This is a genomic window from Xanthobacter aminoxidans (assembly GCF_043193615.1).
GTDB lineage: Bacteria > Pseudomonadota > Alphaproteobacteria > Rhizobiales > Xanthobacteraceae > Xanthobacter > Xanthobacter aminoxidans.
This window is the reverse complement of sequence record NZ_JBAFUS010000002.1, coordinates 160,629-176,442: the sequence shown is the minus strand read 5'-3', so window position 1 is coordinate 176,442 and position 15,814 is coordinate 160,629. Positions and strand designations below refer to the sequence as shown.

Here is a 15,814-nt window from a genome sequence, read left to right as displayed (position 1 = left end):
GCCTCCCCCTTCGTGAATAACGATCGCCGCGGAAAATCGGCCGGCAACCTAGCGGCCACGCATGCTTATGTCACGGGCGACCGCACAAATTAGGTTATGTTGCGCACGCATGGCGGGTCTGAGGGGCGCAGGTGCCGCGATCTTGGGCGTGTCTGAGGCGCGCTCGCAATTTGGGCGCCTGCGATTCGCCCTTTTGGCGGCGAGTCTGCGGGTATGATGCGGGCGGATGCCTGGAAGGAATGGATATGACCGAGGGGAAGGCGGGGCGCGGAATCGGGACGAAGGTTGCCGTTGCGATCGGGATCGTCGCCGTGCTGGGGGCGGGCGGCTGGTTCGGCTTCGCCGCCTGGTCGCGGGCCAAGGTGCGGGCGGAAGTGGACCAGGCGTTTGCCGGCATCCGCGCGGCGGGCAGCAAGGCGTCCTTCACGGATGCCGGCTTCGACCCCGCCGATCGCGCCGTCACGGTCTCGGGCATCGCCATCGCCTCGGCCGACGGCACAGCGGCCGTGAAGATCGCGCGCCTCGTCGCGCGGGGCAGCGAGAAGCCCATCGACCGGCGGGTGACGCTGGAAGCCCTCGACCTCGACGGCGTGGAGGTGACGCTCACCGGCGATTCCGCACAAGGCGGGACCGTCACCTACAGCCTGCCGCAGGTGATGATCGACCGCTACAACGGTCCCATGACCCTGATCGCGGCTGGCGAGGGTGGCGGCGCCTATGGCGCCTTGCGGGTGGCCCTGCGCCAGTTGGCGGCGACGACCGCCGCCAAGGTGACCATCCCCGAGGCGCGCGTGCGGATGGCGCCGGCCGGTGCTCCGCCCATGGAGGCCACCTACACCAATCTCGCCGCCGAGGGCATCAATGCCGGGGCGATCCGCAGCCTCATCATCGACCGCTCGACCGCCTCCTATGTGCTGCCGGCCGCGGCGCCCGCCGATGGGCAGGCCGCGCCGGGTAAGTTCAACCTGCGCATCGAGGGACTGGTCGCGGCGCAGATCGACACCGCGCCGCTGCTGCTGATGACCCAGCCGGGCGGCCCCGCCGGCAAGGCAGCCGACGCCTACGGGCGCATCTATGGCAAGGTGGTCACCGGCCCTTACGTCATCTCCCAGGACGGCGGCCCCACCCAGGGCGGCGCCTCCATGCTGATGGAGAATTTCGCCATCCGCCCCTCGGCCTTCGATGCCGGGCGGCTCGCCAAGTTCCAGGCTCTGGTGACGAAGCCGCCGGCCAATCCGTCCGTCGAGGACAGCCGCCGCGCCGCCGAGCTGGTGCGCGATACCATCGGCGGCATCTCCTTCACCACTGTCGCGGTCACGGAAGCCTACACCTCGGAGAAGGGCGAGACGGGGCGTGTCGGGCTGATCCGCATGGACGGCCTCGCCAACGGCGTGCTCGACGGGTTCGTGCTGGAACGGGCGGACGGCAAGACGCCCGAGGGCGGCACCGGCAAGATCGGCCGCATCGCCGTGCGCCAGCTCGATTTCAACCAGCTCGCGGCGCTCGCCGCCGAAGCGCAGAGCCCCTCCCCCACCACGGCGCTGGTGTTGTTCCGGGTGATCTCGGGCATCGAGATCAAGAATCTGGAAGTGCCGTACGGCGAGGGGGATGCGAAGGACGAGCCGGTGAAGATCGGCAATTTCTCCCTGTCCTGGGGTGGGTCGCTGGGGGTGCTGCCGTCCTACGTGGACTTCGCGCTGACCGACGTCTCGGGCCCGATCCGGCCGGAGGATGGCGAGCCCTTCATCTATCTCATGAACGCAGGCATGAAGCGGGCGACCGTCTCGCTCGGCGCCAAGGCATTTTACGACGTCAACGAGAGCACGCTCACGCTGGCGCCCATCACCACCGAGGTGAAGGACGCCTTCCGGGTCATCATCGAGACCAAGCTTTCCGATGTGCCGCAGTCAGCCTTCGCCGACGCCGGCGGCTTCGTCAACGAACTGCCGGCAATCGGTGCCGGGCCGGTGACGGTAACGCTGACGGACCTCGGGCTCGCCAAGCTCATGTACGCCCAGTTCGCCAAGGCGGCCGGGGTGAGCGAGGCGGACTATCGCGAGCAGGTCGTGGCGCTGGCCGAAAGCTTCGCGGCCGAGATGGAGGAGGGCATGCCCGAGATGGCTCCGGTGGGTGCCGCCCTGGTGTCGTTCCTGCGCAATCCGGGCACGCTGAAGGTGACGGCAAAGCCGAAGGGCTTCGTGCCGCTGATCGCCCTCGTCTCCTCAGGCGACCCGACCGTTATGCTGGAAACCTTCACCTTCGAGGCGACCGCCACGGCGCCCTGAGGGCGCTCAGGCGCGCGATGGAAGCGCCGGGTTCAGAGCCCGGCGCCCCTCACCGGGGGGCGCCGGTGGCCGCGCTCAGGAACGCCACCAGCTTCACGATCTGCTGCTGAACGGCAATGTTGACGGCTTCCGGTGGATTTTCCTGGACCCGCACCATCTTCAGGCCGAGGGGGCTGCCGTAGAAGGCGGCCAGTTCCTTGAGTTCGGCCAGGGTGTAGGCATCCGCATAATAGCCCACGAAGACCCCCACGAGATCCTCGCGGATGCTGGCGGATTCCTTCGTGAGCACGTCACGTGCGGCATCCCGCTTGTCAGCCGGGATCTTCTCGGCGGCCTGGCCGATCATCCGGCCGAAATGCTTCTCCAGTCCCGGCACGACCGCGAAGTCGACCACCTGCCGCGCCAGCGCGGCCTTGTCCGAAGCCTCGTCAGCTGCGGCGCCGGCGGGAAAGGCGAGAATCTGGACCGCGAGGGCCGCGGCCAAGAGCATTGGATAGGCGAACCGCATCTGCATCCTCCCGGGAGCGCCCGCGGTTTCGTCCCGCGGTGATGTCCCGGAGAGGATCTATATCGGCTTCGGCGTGGCCGCGCTTCTCCCCCAACTGGGGGACCGCATCACTTCTGCTGCGGCGCAGACCGGATGTGGAGTTCGCGCAACTGCTTCGGGCTCGCCTCGTTCGGGGCGCCCATGAGCAGGTCGAGCGCCTGCTGGTTCATGGGGAAGATGGAGATTTCGCGCAGGTTGGTGGTGCCGCACAGGAGCATGACGATGCGGTCCACGCCCGCCGCCATGCCGCCATGAGGCGGCGCGCCGTACTGGAAGGCCCGATACATGCCGCCGAACCGCTCCACCACGGTCGCCTCGTCATAGCCGGCCAGTTCGAATGCCTTCACCATGGCCTCGGGGCGATGGTTGCGGATGCCGCCGGAGGCGATCTCGTAGCCGTTGCAGGCGATATCGTACTGGAACGCCTTGATGGTGAGCGGGTCCTGCGTGTTCAGCGCTTCCAGCCCACCTTGCGGCATGGAGAAGGGATTGTGGGAGAAGTCCACCTTCTTCTCCTCCTCCGAATATTCGTAGAAGGGGAAGTCCACGATCCAGGCCAGCTCGAAGCGGTCCTTGTCGACGAGGTTCAGTTCCTCGCCGATGCGGGTGCGGGCAAGGCCGGCGAACTTCACGAACTTTTCCGGATCGCCCGCCACGAAGAAGGCGGCGTCGCCGGCCTTCAGGCCGAGCTGTTCGCGGATCGCCTCGGTGCGCTCGGGGCCGATGTTGTTGGCGAGCGGGCCGGCGCCCTCCCCGCCTTCGCGCCACATGATGTAGCCGAGGCCCGGCTGGCCCTCGCCCTGCGCCCAGCTGTTCATGCGGTCGCAGAAGGCGCGCGAGCCGCCGCCGGGGCCGGGGATGGCCCACACCTCGTTCTTCTCCACCTCCAGCATGCGGGCGAACACCTTGAAGCCCGAGCCGCGGAAATGGTCCGACACGTTCTGCATGACCAGCGGGTTGCGCAGGTCCGGCTTGTCGGTGCCGTACTTGCGCAGGGCTTCCGCATAGGGAATGCGCGGCCAGTTCTTGGTCACCGGCTTGCCGCCGGCAAACTCCTCGAACACGCCGGTGATGACCGGCTCCATGGCGGCGAACACGTCTTCCTGCTCGACGAAGCTCATCTCCAGGTCGAGCTGGTAGAACTCGCCCGGCAGGCGGTCGGCGCGCGGGTCCTCATCGCGGAAGCAGGGGGCGATCTGGAAGTAGCGGTCGAAGCCGCTCATCATGATGAGCTGCTTGTACTGCTGGGGCGCCTGCGGCAGCGCGTAGAACTTGCCGGGATGGAGGCGCGAGGGCACGAGGAAGTCGCGCGCGCCTTCCGGCGAGGAGGCCGTGAGGATGGGCGTCTGGAATTCGAAGAAGCCCTGATCCTTCATGCGCCGGCGCATGGCGTCGATGATGGCGCCGCGGGTCATGATGTTGCGGTGGAGCTTCTCGCGGCGCAGGTCGAGGAAGCGGTACTTGAGCCGCGTCTCTTCCGGGTATTCCACATCGCCGAACACCGGCAGCGGCAGCTCGGCCGCCGGGCCCAGCACTTCGAGGTCGGTGGCATAGACCTCGATGGCACCTGTCGTGAGGTCCGCGTTCTCCGTGCCCTCGGGGCGCAGGCGCACCTTGCCGTCGATGCGGATGACCCACTCGGAGCGCGCCTTCTCGGCGTCCTTGAACGCCGCGCTATCGGGGTCCACCACCACCTGGGTGAGGCCGTAATGGTCGCGCAGATCGATGAACAGCACGCCGCCGTGGTCGCGAATGCGGTGGCACCAGCCGGACAGGCGGACGATCTGGCCCACCTCGGCGGTCGAAAGCGCGCCGCAGGTATGTGAGCGGTAACGATGCATGGGGTCGCCCTTTCAAGGCTGAACGGGGAAGACACGGGGCGATCAGGCCCTGCAGCCCGGACGCCCGCGCGCAGGCCATTGGCGCGCACCGGACGCCCGAGGCGCCGCTTGCGCGCCGGGCGCCGCGTCACCGCGCGCCACGGCTCGAAAGTCCGCGTCTAAGGCGGGGCGAAGGTGCATGCGATCCCGCCCGTGTCAAGCACGCAGTCTTGTTCAGCCATGCGCGAAGGATGTAGGCTCGGCTCTGCCGTGTCTTAATCGATGGGTCGTGCGGGTGCGGGCGTGACAGAGAGCGAGGCCGGCATGGAGACGCCGAATGGGCGTGAGACCGGGTCGCAGGACGTGGCCGGACCAGCCCTGCACGGGCCTCTGTGGCTGGCCCTGATCGCTGCGGCCCTGGTCGGCTGCGTGATCGCCGCCACCAGTCTCCTCGTGACGAACCTGTGGCACGATGGGGCCGCCGATCGCGCCCGTGAGCTCGAAAACCTTGCCGTGACGCTGTCGGAGCAGACCGCCCGTGCGTTCCAGAGCGTGGGCCTCATCCAGGACGACCTTATCGCCCATGCGCGGGAAAGGGACATAGAGACACAGGCCCAGCTCGCGGACGCCATGTCGACGGAAGACGTCCATTCCCGGTTGCGGGAGAAGATTTCCGGACTGCCCTTCATCGATGCCATCACCGTCATCGATCAGACCGGCCAGCTCCTCAATTTTTCGCGCTATTGGCCCATTCCCAAGGTCAACGTATCCGACCGCGACTATTTTCTGGCCCTCGAAGGGATGAAGGGACCGGACATTTTCGTGAGCGAGCCGGTCCCGAACCGCGGGAGCGGCTCCGTCACCATCTATCTCGCCAAGCGCTTCGCGAACAGTTCGGGTCGCTTCCTGGGCCTGGTGCTGGGCGCCATGGAGCAAGCGTATTTCGAGCGCTTCTACGGCGGCATCCGGCTTGGACGCGACGGCATGATCGCGCTGATCCGTTCCGACGGTGCGCTGCTCGCCCGCTATCCCGGCTCGGCCGGCCTCTCCCCGCGCGATTCCGCCGTTCGTGCGCGGACCGCGACGGCGGTGTTCGGCAGCGGCCAGATGACCCAGCTCCCCGCCGGAACGCTGGATGAAAAGGCGCGCATTGCTGCGGTCCACCCCGTGGGCGATCTGCCGGTAGCCGTGGTGGTGAGCGACAGCGTCGCCGCTCTGGATACCCTCATGTGGCAGCGCGCGACGCCGCTGATCGTCGCCTCCGTGCTGCTTTGCCTCACCATCGGTCTGGCCGCCTGGGGCCTCGGCCGGCATCTGCGGGATGAGCGGGCCTTCGCCGTAACCCAGCATGCCATGGCGCGGATCGACATGCTGACCGGCCAGCCCAACCGCCTCGCATTCGCCGAGCGCCTGGCCGCACTCCTGAATGCGCGAGGCGGCGGAACGCCCTTCGCCCTGCTCTATCTCGACCTCGATTATTTCAAGGCCGTCAACGACACCCTCGGCCACGACGCCGGCGACACCCTGCTGACCGAGATCGCCGAACGCATCCGCGCCATGCTCGGCCCGGGCGATTTCTCAGCCCGCCTCGGGGGCGACGAGTTCGCCGTCGTTCTGGCGGGGCTGACGCACGAGACGGAAGCAACGGAATTTGCGCAGCGTCTGATCGAGGCGATGCGCACGCCGTTCCACATCGGGCTCCACCGGATCATCAGCGGCTGCAGCGTCGGCATCGTGATGTCGCCGCGGGACGGGAGCGGGGTCGCTCAATTGCTCAAAAACGCGGACCTCGCCCTCTACCGCGCCAAGACCGACGGCCGGGGCATCGCCCGTGTCTTCGTCGAGGAGATGGAGCGTCTGGTGCGGGAGCGCCGCGAGATGGAGGTGGATCTCCAGACCGCGTGGCGAGATCGCCAGTTCTTCCTGGTCTACCAGCCCATCGTGGAAGCCGAATCAGGCCGCATTGCCGGGTTCGAGGCGCTGCTGCGCTGGCGGCATCCCGAGCGCGGGCTGGTCAGCCCCTCGGACTTCATCCCGGTCGCCGAGGAGACCGGGCTCATCCTGCCGCTCGGCGCCTGGGTCCTCACCGAGGCCTGCGTCGCGGCCACAGCCTGGCCAGAGAGCCTGTTCGTCTCGGTCAATCTCTCGCCCATCCAGTTCCGGGGGGCGGAAGCCTTCCGGCAGGTGCGCAGTGCGCTGGAAAGCTCGGGTCTCGCCCCCTCCCGGCTGGAGGTGGAGATCACCGAAAGCACGCTGCTGCATGAGGGGCCCATGGTGCGGGCGACGCTGGAGCAGTTCAGCGAGGAGGGAATCACCGTCGCGCTCGATGATTTCGGGACCGGCTATTCCTCCCTGGGATACCTCAGAACGCTCAGCATCGGCCGTATCAAGGTCGATCGCTCCTTCATCGAACAGGTGGAGACCTCGCCGCAGAGCCTCGCCATCGTGCGCGCCATCGTCGGCCTCGCCCGCACGCTCGGGCTGCGCTGCACGGCTGAAGGTGTTGAGACCGAGGGCCAGCGGCGGCTGCTCACGGCCGAGGGCTGCTCGCATCTTCAAGGCTATCTGCTGGGCCGTCCGGGCTCCGCAGAGGAAGCCCTCCGCCGCGCCCGCGCCTCAGCCGCCTGACGTCTTTCCGACAAGATCACGCCACATTCCCTTTGCCGAACGCGTCGGCGTGGGTATGTTTGGTGAATGGACCCCATCACCTCGACCGAGGCGCTGGCAGCTGCCTGCGAGCGTCTTGCGCGACACCCCTTCGTCACCGTCGACACCGAATTCCTGCGGGAAAGCACCTTCTGGCCGAAGTTGTGCGTGGTGCAGGTTGCATCCCCCGACGAGGCCATCCTCATCGATGCGCTCTCGGAGGGGCTGGATCTCGCCCCCTTCTACCGGCTCATGGGCAATGAGCGGGTGATGAAGGTGTTCCATGCCGGGCGGCAGGACATCGAGATCATCTGGCATCAGGCGCGGCTGATTCCCCACCCGGTGTTCGATACCCAGGTGGCGGCCATGGTGCTGGGGTATGGAGACAGCATCTCCTACGACCAGTTGGTCCAGCGCACCGTCGGCCACAGCCTCGACAAGTCCTCGCGCTTCACAGACTGGTCGCGCCGGCCGCTGAGCCAGGCGCAGATCACCTACGCCATCGCCGATGTCACCCATCTGCGGGATATCTACATCAAGCTCACGGCGGATCTGGACGCCCGCGGCCGCGGCGAGTGGGTGGGCGAGGAGATGCACGTCCTCACCTCCCCCGCCACCTATGAGCAGCATCCCGAACAGGCGTGGGAACGGCTCAAGTCCCGCGTGCGCAAGCCGCGCGAGCTGGCGGTGCTGGTGGAAGTCGCCGCCTGGCGCGAGCGCGAGGCCCAGACCCGCGATCTGCCGCGCGGCCGGGTCATCAAGGACGAAGTGATCGGCGAGATCGCCGTGCAGCAGCCGCAGACCCCGGAGCGCCTCGCGGAGCTGCGGTCCCTGCCCAAGGGGTTCGAACGCTCGCGCTACGGCGAGGCGGTGCTGGAAGCGGTGAAGCGCGGTGTCGCGCGCGATCCCAAGACCCTGCCGCGCATCGAGCGGGACAAGCCCCTGCCCAACGGCGCCAGCGCCACGGTCGAACTGCTGAAGGTGTTGCTGCGCATGACGGCGGAACAGAACGCCGTCGCCGCCAAGGTGATCGCGACGACCGAGGATCTGGAGCGCATCGCGGTGAGCGACGAGGCCGACGTGCCGGCTCTGAAGGGCTGGCGGCGGGAGTTGTTCGGCGTGCACGCCCTCGCGCTCAAGGCCGGGCAGCTCGCCCTCGCCGTGGACAAGGGCAAGGTGGTGGCGGTGCAGAAATAGCCGCCACCGGACCGGCGCGCCTCAGAGGTGGTCGCGCAGACCCTTCACGAAGCTGGAAAGCCCGGTGAGCCGCCGCCGCTTCAGCCGCTCCGCCTGGAGGATCGCGGTCAGCTTGGCGAGGCTGTCTTCCACGTCGTGATTGATGATGATGTAGTCATATTCGGTGTAGTGGCTAATCTCGTCCGAGGCCTTGGCCATGCGCTGGTGCACGACCTCCTCTGAGTCCTGCGCCCGCGACCTCAGCCGCTGCTCGAGGTCGGCGGCGGACGGCGGCAGGATGAAGACCTTCACCAGATCCTGCTGCGCGCTCTCGCCCAATTGCTGGGTGCCCTGCCAGTCGATGTCGAACAGCACATCCCGCCCGGCGGAGAGCGCCTGCTCCACGGCCCCGCGCGGAGTGCCGTAGAGGTTCTCGAACACCGTGGCGTGCTCCAGCAGTTCGCCTTCGTCGCGCATGCGGTGGAAGGTGTCGCGATCGACGAAGAAATAGTCCTTGCCGTGCTCCTCGCCCGGCCGCGGTGCGCGGGTCGTCACCGAGACCGACATGGTGATGCGGTCGTCGCTCTTCAGCAGCAGACGGGACAGGGTGGTCTTGCCCGCGCCCGACGGCGAAGAGAGCACCAGCATCAGTCCGCGGCGGGCGAGCACCCCGGCGCCCGGCTTCCAGCCCGGCAGCGCGAAGTGCGACGACACGGAAGATGAGGCGGAATTGGGCATCGCGGCGGACTTCACTCTAGGTTCTGGATCTGCTCGCGGAACTGGTCCACGAGCAGCTTGAGGTCAAGCCCGATCTGCGTGAGCGCCACGGAATTGGACTTCGAGCACAGTGTGTTCGCCTCGCGGTTGAACTCCTGGGCGAGGAAATCCAGCCGCCGCCCCACCGGCCCGCCGGCGGCCATCAGGTCGCGCGCTGCGGCGATGTGGGCGACGAGGCGGTCGAGTTCCTCGCGGACGTCGGCCTTGGTGACGGCGAGAATGGCCTCCTGGTGGAGCCGCTCGGGATCGAGGGAGGCGGCCTCCATCAGCACCCGGACATGATCGGCGATGCGCGCCTTCACCGCCTCGACCGAACGCTCGGGCAGGCGCTCGGCGCGGGAGACGAGGCCGGTGATGGTATCGAGCCGCTCGGTCAGGATGGAATTGAGGGCGCTGCCTTCCCGCTCGCGCATGGTGCCGAGTTCGGCCAGCGCCCGGTCGAAGGCGTCCAGCACCGCGGCCATAAGGGCGCGGCGCTCCTCCTCGCTGTCCTCGGCCTCGGTGATCTCCACCATGCCCTTCACGGCGAGGAGCGAATCAAGGGTCGGCGCGGCGGCGCCGAGGCGGCGCGCGCTTTCGGCCATGGCGCGGTAGAGCGCCTCAAGCGCCCCCTGGTTGACGCGGACGGTGGAGGCCTCGCCCTCGCGGGTCGCGGTAAGGTTGGCGGCGACGGAGCCGCGCGAAAGCACCTGCCCGGTGCGGCTGCGCACGTCCGATTCCAGCGACTCGAAGCCGGGCGGCAGGCGCAGGCGCAGGTCGAGGCCCTTGCCGTTCACCGAGCGCACCTCCCAGCCGAAGCGCCACGGCCCGTGCGAGCCGGAGACGCGGGCGAAGCCGGTCATGCTGGCAAGCGGCGTCCTCGGCTCAACCTTTCCGGCCGAGACGGCTGCGCGCTTGATGATCGGTCCCGCGGCCATTGCCGTCTCCGTGTCTTTCAGCGGCCGGGAGCGGCCGGAGGTGTGGCGGCCGGCGCGGCAGGCGGCTGTCCGCCCTGCGCCGGGGCTGCGCCCTGCTCGATCGCCCGCCAGCGGGCGACGTTCTTGTTGTGGTCCGCCAAGGTCTCAGCGAAGGCGTGTCCGCCGGTGCCGTCGGCGACGAAGAACAGATCTTTCGTCTTCGGCGGGTTGGCCGCCGCCATCAGCGCGTCCTTGCCCGGATTGCAGATGGGGCCGGGCGGCAAACCGTCGATGGCATAGGTGTTGTAGGCGGTCGCCGTGGCGATGTCGGTGCGCGAGATCGGACGCCCGAGCGAGCCCCTGCCGCCGACGATGCCGTAGATGATGGTCGGATCGGACTGCAGCCGCATCTTTTTCGTCAGGCGGTTGACGAACACCGCGGCGACCTTGGGCCGCTCGTCGTCCTTGCCGGTCTCCTTCTCCACGATGGAGGCGAGGGTGACGAGTTCCTGCGGGCTCTTGAGCGGCACGTCCGGCGCGCGCTTGGCCCAGATGGTCGCGAGCAGCTTCTTCTGCGCGTCCGCCATCTCCTGCAGCACCGCATCCCGGGTCATGCCGCGATGGATGCGGTAGGTCTCGGGCAGCAGCGTGCCTTCCTGCGGCACGGCGGGCGTGCCGGTGAGCAGGTCATTGTCCATCAGTCGCTTGACCACCTGCTGGCTGGTCAGCCCCTCGGGGATGGTCACCTGGTGGAGCACCACCTTGCCGGAGGCGATGGTATCGATGATGCTCGCCACCGACTGACCCGGCTTGAACACGTATTCGCCCGCCTTCAGCGAGGCATCCGGCCGGGCGAGCTTCTGCCCGGCAACGAACAGCACCCAGCTCTGGATTACGCCCTCGCGTTCCAGAATTTCGGCCATGTCGCGCACGCCGGCGCCGCGCGGAATGTTCACCACCTTCTCGGTGGTCAGCGGGCCCGGCTCGGTGAAAGCACGCTGGCCATACCAGCCGGCGAGCCCCACCGCGACGAAGACGAACAGCAGGAAGGTGAAGATGCCGCTGCCGATGGTCACGGCCGGATGCCGCGCGCTGCGCGACGGCCTCGGCGGCTTGGGCGGAGGCCGGCGCGGCGGCGCCTTGCCCGGCTTCGAACTGCGGGCAGGACCGGTGGGCATCGGAGGAGCGGCGGGCGGACGCGGCGGAGCGGACACGCCGGCGGCGCTCGGGGGCGCGGGCGGACGGACCTGCCCCTTGAGCAGAAGCGGCGATTCCTCATCGGCGCCGACCTGAGATTGCGCAGCGGCAGGCTCGGAAGATGCCGGCGTCGGGGCTGCCGTGCCCCCGGCCTCCGCCGGCTCCTCGCGCGTCGATGATCCGTCGTTGGACTGGGCCATCCCGGGCTCCCTTGTCGTCGGCGAAGGCTCCCACCGTGTCGGCGGGGCAGTCAGCCACCTTTTGGCGGCTTGCTAAAGGGACATTCGGGCGTGACGGGGGCAGGCTGTCCCAGCGTCGTGCGGCCGGGCGCGAGCCCGGCCGTCGGGCCGCATCAGGCGGCGTAGCGGCGGAAGACGAGCGACGCGTTGGTGCCGCCGAAGCCGAAGGAATTGGAGAGAACGGCATCGATCTTGCGCGGCTTGGGCGCCAGCGGCACGAGATCGATCGGCGTCTCCACCGACGGATTGTCGAGATTCAGCGTCGCCGGGGCGATCTGGTCGCGGATGGCGAGGATGGAGAAGATCGCCTCCACCGACCCCGCGGCCCCGAGCAGATGGCCGATGGACGACTTGGTCGACGACATGGCGGTCTTGGCCGCCGCGTTGCCGAGCAGCCGCTCCACCGCCTTGAGCTCGATCTCGTCGGCCATGGTGGAGGTGCCGTGGGCGTTGATGTAGTCGACGTCGTCCGCCGTCATCCCCGCGCGCTTCAGCGCCGCCGACATGCAGCGGTAGGCGCCGTCGCCGTCCATGGACGGGGCGGTGATGTGGAACGCATCGCCCGACAGGCCGTAGCCGACCAGCTCGGCGTAGATCTTGGCGCCGCGGGCCTTCGCATGCTCGAGCTCTTCCAGCACCACGACACCGGCGCCCTCGCCCATGACGAAACCGTCACGGTCCTTGTCGTAGGGGCGCGAGGCGTGGGTCGGATCCTCGTTGAAGGCGGTGCAGAGCGCCTTGCACGCGGCGAAGCCGGCGATGGCGAGCCGGTTGATCGGCGATTCGGTCCCGCCCGCCACCATCACATCCGCATCGCCGAGGGCGATCAGGCGTCCGGCGTCGCCGATGGCATGGGCGCCGGTGGAGCAGGCCGTGACCACCGCGTGGTTCGGCCCCTTGAGGCCGTGGGCGATGGAGACGTAGCCGCCGGCAAGGTTGATGAGCCGGCCGGGAATGAAGAAGGGAGAGATGCGGCGCGGGCCGCGATCCTTCAGCAGCAGGGAGGCATCCGCGATGCCCTCGATGCCGCCGATGCCGGAGCCGATCAGCACGCCCGAGGTGATCTGGTCCTCGTAGGACGTGGGATGCCAGCCGGCGTCGTCCAGGGCCTGGGTGGCCGCAGCCATGGCAAAGACGATGAATTCATCGACCTTGCGCTGTTCCTTCGGCTCCATCCACTGGTCGGGATTGTAGGTGCCGTCGGACCCGTCGCCGCGCGGGATGTTCGCTGCGATCTTGCACGCGAGGTCGGAGACCTCGAAGTGGCTGATCGTCTTGACACCGCTTTCGCCGGCAAGAAGCCGCCGCCAGGTCGGCTCGACGCCGCAGGCGAGCGGCGTCACCATGCCGAGGCCGGTGACGACAACACGTCTCATGGGAAAAACTCCGGGAGGCGGGCGAACAGCGCGCCTGGCGCGCGGCCCGGTGCAACAACGGCCGCGGGCGCCGAGCGCCACGCGACCGCCAGATGGACACGCGAATGGATCAAGCCGCGTTCTTTTCCAGGAACTTGATCGCGTCGCCCACAGTCAGGATGGTCTCGGCGGCATCGTCCGGGATCTCGCAGTTGAAGGCCTCCTCGAAGGCCATCACGAGTTCCACGGTGTCGAGGCTGTCCGCGCCGAGATCGTCGATGAAGGAGGCGCTCTCCGTGACCTTCTCGGGTTCAACCCCCAGATGCTCCGCGACAATCTTCTTCACCCGCTCGGCGATGTCACTCATAGATCGAACCCTCGGTTGTTCGGATAATCCCGTTGCCGTTCGGCGGCTGGAGGAGGGCATAATGCCTTTTTTCCGCCGTGCCCAGCCCCCCTCCGTCGCGAAGGAGACGAGATCGCGTCGGCCCGTCCTCGCGCCGCGCGCGGATGGTGGAGCGCCTGAACGCCCGCGTGCCCCCGGCCCAGCAATTGGGCTCGTTAGCACACTCCCTGCGGCAAGGCCAGCAATGCACGCAAAGGTAAGGAGAAAGGGTGCCCTTGCGCCGGTTCGCCCGCCCCTCTATTGGGACGAAAGGGGAACATCATGGCTTTTGACACGGATCGATCGGACCGGCTCGCCGCTGCATTGCGCGCCAATCTCCAGCGCCGCAAGGCGCAGGCCCGCGCCCGGCGCGCGCCGCAGGAGGAAAATGCCTCGCCCGAGGCTTCCGGTGGAAATCCCGCAACGGGTGGTAGCAGCGCCCCGTCCGAGGGGAAGCCCGCGATTGTGCCGGACGGCGAGGCGGGCTAGAGCTTCTCTCTTACATCCGCTTACGGCCGGCTCAGGGGGGCGCCGCCCGCAAGGCAAGGACAGGACGGCATGGACAAGATTCGCATCGTCGGCGGCAACGAGCTGAAGGGCACCATCCCCATCTCGGGCGCGAAGAACGCAGCCCTGCCGCTGATGATTGCCAGCCTCCTGACCGAGGAGAAGCTGATTCTCGAGAACGTCCCGCGGCTCGCGGATGTGGCGCTGCTGCAGCGCATCCTCGGCAATCACGGCGTGGATATCACCACCAACGGCAAGCGCAACGGGGACGACCCCTATGCCGGCCAGACGCTGGAGATCGACGCCCGCGTCATCGTGGACACCATTGCTCCCTACGAGTTGGTGTCGAAGATGCGCGCTTCGTTCTGGGTGGTGGGGCCGCTCCTCGCCCGCATGGGCGTCGCCAAGGTCTCCCTGCCCGGCGGCTGCGCCATCGGCACGCGGCCGGTGGATTTCCACCTCGACGCCCTGCGCGCCCTCGGCGCCGACATCGAGATCGACGCCGGCTATGTGCTGGCCAAGGCGCCGCGCGGGCTCACCGGCGCCCGCATCGTCTTCCCGAAGGTGTCGGTGGGTGCGACCCATACTGCGCTGATGGCCGCCGCCCTCGCCCGCGGCGAGAGCGTGATCGAGAACGCCGCGCGCGAGCCCGAGATCGTCGATGTCGCCGACTGCCTCATCAAGATGGGCGCGCGCATTGAGGGGGCCGGCACCTCCACCATCCGCATTGAGGGCGTGCCGCGCCTCAAGGCCGCCCGCCATGCGGTGCTGCCCGATCGCATCGAGACCGGCACCTATGCCATGGCCACCGCCATGACCGGTGGCGACGTGATGCTGGCCGGCGCCCGCCCGGACCTGCTGGAGGACGCGCTTGAGACCCTGCGCCACGCCGGCGCCGAGATCGACGCGACCAACGAGGGCATCCGCGTGCGTCGCAACGGCGCCGGAATCCTGCCGGTGGAGGTCTCCACCGCGCCCTACCCCGGCTTCCCGACCGACCTCCAGGCCCAGCTCATGGCCCTGATGACCAAGGCCAAGGGGCGCTCGCGCATCACCGAGACCATTTTCGAGAACCGCTTCATGCACGTGCAGGAGCTGGCCCGTCTCGGCGCCCGCATTCAGCTCGACGGCGACACCGCCGTGGTGGAGGGTGTCGAGCGCCTGACCGGAGCCCCGGTGATGGCCACGGACCTGCGCGCCTCGGTGTCCCTGGTCATCGCCGGCCTCGCCGCCGAGGGCGAGACCATGGTGCAGCGCGTCTACCACCTCGACCGCGGCTTCGAGAAACTGGAAGAGAAGCTGTCGCGCTGCGGCGCGGAAATCGAGCGCATCAGCGGCTGAGGACGGCGCGGAGCACCGCGCCCCCTCTCATTCGACCGGCCTTTCAACGCTATCAGGGTGGCGGAAGAGCCTTGAGCATCCCCAACATCATCACCTTGCTGCGCATCTTCCTGGTGCCGGCCGTGGTGTGGGCCATCGCCTCCGGCGAGCCGCTCCTTGCCTTCTGGCTGTTCCTCGCCGCCGGAATCTCGGATGCGCTCGACGGCTTCATCGCCAAGCGCTTCCAGATGCAGACGGAGCTCGGCTCCTATCTGGACCCGGTGGCGGACAAGGCGCTGCTCATCTCCATCTACGTGACGCTGGCGGTGGTTGGCCTCATCCCCCGCTGGGTCGCCATCGCCGTGGTGTCGCGGGATGTCATGATCATCGGCGCGGTGGTGCTGTCGCTGGTGATGGCCAAGCCGGTGACGATCAGCCCGCTTCTCATTTCCAAGGTGAACACGGCGGCGCAGATCAGCTTCGCCGCCCTTGTGCTGGCGAGCGCCGGCTTCGCGGTGACGGTGCCCGGCCTGTACGATCTGGGGCTCGTGCTTGTCGGCCTCTTGACGGGCCTTTCCGCCGCTGCCTATCTCGCCGCATGGACGCGCCATATGGCAAGCTGAGGGGCAACGGTTCAGGATCGGCGCCCCTTCGGGCGGCCGGT

At 68.3% G+C, this 15,814-nt stretch carries 13 protein-coding genes; 6 read left to right on the top strand and 7 right to left on the bottom strand.

Annotated elements, in window-relative coordinates:
* The first annotated feature begins 245 nt into the window (after positions 1 to 245).
* Positions 246 to 2,285 carry a hypothetical protein gene (locus tag V5F74_RS09780; RefSeq protein WP_029555145.1) on the top strand — a complete coding sequence of 680 codons (2,040 nt, stop codon included), beginning with the start codon at positions 246 to 248 and terminating at the stop codon, positions 2,283 to 2,285.
* A gap of 49 nt (positions 2,286 to 2,334) precedes the next feature.
* Here V5F74_RS09780 and V5F74_RS09775 read toward each other — a convergent pair whose 3' ends face one another.
* Positions 2,335 to 2,793: a DUF2059 domain-containing protein gene (locus V5F74_RS09775; RefSeq protein ID WP_029555146.1), complete on the bottom strand. Its 459-nt coding sequence runs from the start codon at positions 2,791 to 2,793 to the stop codon at positions 2,335 to 2,337.
* Between the two features lie 107 nt (positions 2,794 to 2,900).
* Positions 2,901 to 4,673, bottom strand: a complete 1,773-nt coding sequence (gene aspS, locus V5F74_RS09770; RefSeq protein WP_029555147.1) for an aspartate--tRNA ligase — start codon at positions 4,671 to 4,673, stop codon at positions 2,901 to 2,903.
* A gap of 303 nt (positions 4,674 to 4,976) precedes the next feature.
* Here aspS and V5F74_RS09765 point away from each other — a divergent pair, with 303 nt between their 5' ends.
* Positions 4,977 to 7,280 carry a bifunctional diguanylate cyclase/phosphodiesterase gene (locus V5F74_RS09765; RefSeq protein ID WP_394007696.1) on the top strand — a complete coding sequence of 768 codons (2,304 nt, stop codon included), beginning with the start codon at positions 4,977 to 4,979 and terminating at the stop codon, positions 7,278 to 7,280.
* A 66-nt stretch (positions 7,281 to 7,346) separates the two neighbouring features.
* Positions 7,347 to 8,495 (top strand): ribonuclease D, encoded by a 1,149-nt coding sequence (rnd, locus tag V5F74_RS09760; RefSeq protein WP_029555149.1) that lies wholly within the window; start codon positions 7,347 to 7,349, stop codon positions 8,493 to 8,495.
* A 21-nt stretch (positions 8,496 to 8,516) separates the two neighbouring features.
* Here the strand turns inward: rnd and gmk are convergent, their stop codons facing one another.
* The 5 genes from gmk to V5F74_RS09735 form a co-directional block, all read right to left on the bottom strand.
* Entirely contained in the window at positions 8,517 to 9,212 is a 696-nt protein-coding gene (gene gmk / locus V5F74_RS09755) for a guanylate kinase (protein WP_394008886.1), read from the bottom strand.
* 11 nt (positions 9,213 to 9,223) lie between these two features.
* Positions 9,224 to 10,093, bottom strand: a complete 870-nt coding sequence (locus V5F74_RS09750; RefSeq protein WP_029555151.1) for a YicC/YloC family endoribonuclease — start codon at positions 10,091 to 10,093, stop codon at positions 9,224 to 9,226.
* 92 nt (positions 10,094 to 10,185) lie between these two features.
* A complete protein-coding gene (gene mltG, locus V5F74_RS09745) occupies positions 10,186 to 11,223 on the bottom strand; it encodes an endolytic transglycosylase MltG (RefSeq protein ID WP_250168138.1) in 1,038 nt (345 codons plus the stop codon).
* Positions 11,224 to 11,696: 473 nt separating this feature from the next.
* Positions 11,697 to 12,959 (bottom strand): beta-ketoacyl-ACP synthase II, encoded by a 1,263-nt coding sequence (gene fabF, locus V5F74_RS09740; protein ID WP_394007693.1) that lies wholly within the window; start codon positions 12,957 to 12,959, stop codon positions 11,697 to 11,699.
* A gap of 109 nt (positions 12,960 to 13,068) precedes the next feature.
* Positions 13,069 to 13,305, bottom strand: a complete 237-nt coding sequence (locus V5F74_RS09735; RefSeq protein ID WP_012115109.1) for an acyl carrier protein — start codon at positions 13,303 to 13,305, stop codon at positions 13,069 to 13,071.
* A 300-nt stretch (positions 13,306 to 13,605) separates the two neighbouring features.
* Here V5F74_RS09735 and V5F74_RS09730 point away from each other — a divergent pair, with 300 nt between their 5' ends.
* The 3 genes from V5F74_RS09730 (at position 13,606) to V5F74_RS09720 (ending at position 15,773) form a co-directional block, all read left to right on the top strand.
* The gene (locus tag V5F74_RS09730) at positions 13,606 to 13,812 is read left to right on the top strand and encodes a hypothetical protein (RefSeq protein ID WP_156026215.1); all 207 of its coding nucleotides are present in this window, start codon (positions 13,606 to 13,608) and stop codon (positions 13,810 to 13,812) included.
* Between the two features lie 69 nt (positions 13,813 to 13,881).
* On the top strand, positions 13,882 to 15,171 hold the full coding sequence (gene murA / locus V5F74_RS09725) for a UDP-N-acetylglucosamine 1-carboxyvinyltransferase (protein ID WP_374252308.1): 1,290 nt from the start codon (positions 13,882 to 13,884) through the stop codon (positions 15,169 to 15,171).
* 71 nt (positions 15,172 to 15,242) lie between these two features.
* A complete protein-coding gene (locus V5F74_RS09720; RefSeq protein WP_394007690.1) occupies positions 15,243 to 15,773 on the top strand; it encodes a CDP-alcohol phosphatidyltransferase family protein in 531 nt (176 codons plus the stop codon).
* The last annotated feature ends 41 nt before the right edge of the window (positions 15,774 to 15,814 follow it).

Coding starts and splice junctions, on each gene's coding strand:
- V5F74_RS09780 (WP_029555145.1), top strand. CDS start 246: ATGACCGAGGGGAAGGCGGGGCGCGGAATCGGGACGAAGGTTGCCGTT.
- V5F74_RS09775 (WP_029555146.1), bottom strand. CDS start 2,793: ATGCGGTTCGCCTATCCAATGCTCTTGGCCGCGGCCCTCGCGGTCCAG.
- aspS (WP_029555147.1), bottom strand. CDS start 4,673: ATGCATCGTTACCGCTCACATACCTGCGGCGCGCTTTCGACCGCCGAG.
- V5F74_RS09765 (WP_394007696.1), top strand. CDS start 4,977: ATGGAGACGCCGAATGGGCGTGAGACCGGGTCGCAGGACGTGGCCGGA.
- rnd (WP_029555149.1), top strand. CDS start 7,347: ATGGACCCCATCACCTCGACCGAGGCGCTGGCAGCTGCCTGCGAGCGT.
- gmk (WP_394008886.1), bottom strand. CDS start 9,212: ATGCCCAATTCCGCCTCATCTTCCGTGTCGTCGCACTTCGCGCTGCCG.
- V5F74_RS09750 (WP_029555151.1), bottom strand. CDS start 10,093: ATGACCGGCTTCGCCCGCGTCTCCGGCTCGCACGGGCCGTGGCGCTTC.
- fabF (WP_394007693.1), bottom strand. CDS start 12,959: ATGAGACGTGTTGTCGTCACCGGCCTCGGCATGGTGACGCCGCTCGCC.
- V5F74_RS09735 (WP_012115109.1), bottom strand. CDS start 13,305: ATGAGTGACATCGCCGAGCGGGTGAAGAAGATTGTCGCGGAGCATCTG.
- V5F74_RS09730 (WP_156026215.1), top strand. CDS start 13,606: ATGGCTTTTGACACGGATCGATCGGACCGGCTCGCCGCTGCATTGCGC.
- murA (WP_374252308.1), top strand. CDS start 13,882: ATGGACAAGATTCGCATCGTCGGCGGCAACGAGCTGAAGGGCACCATC.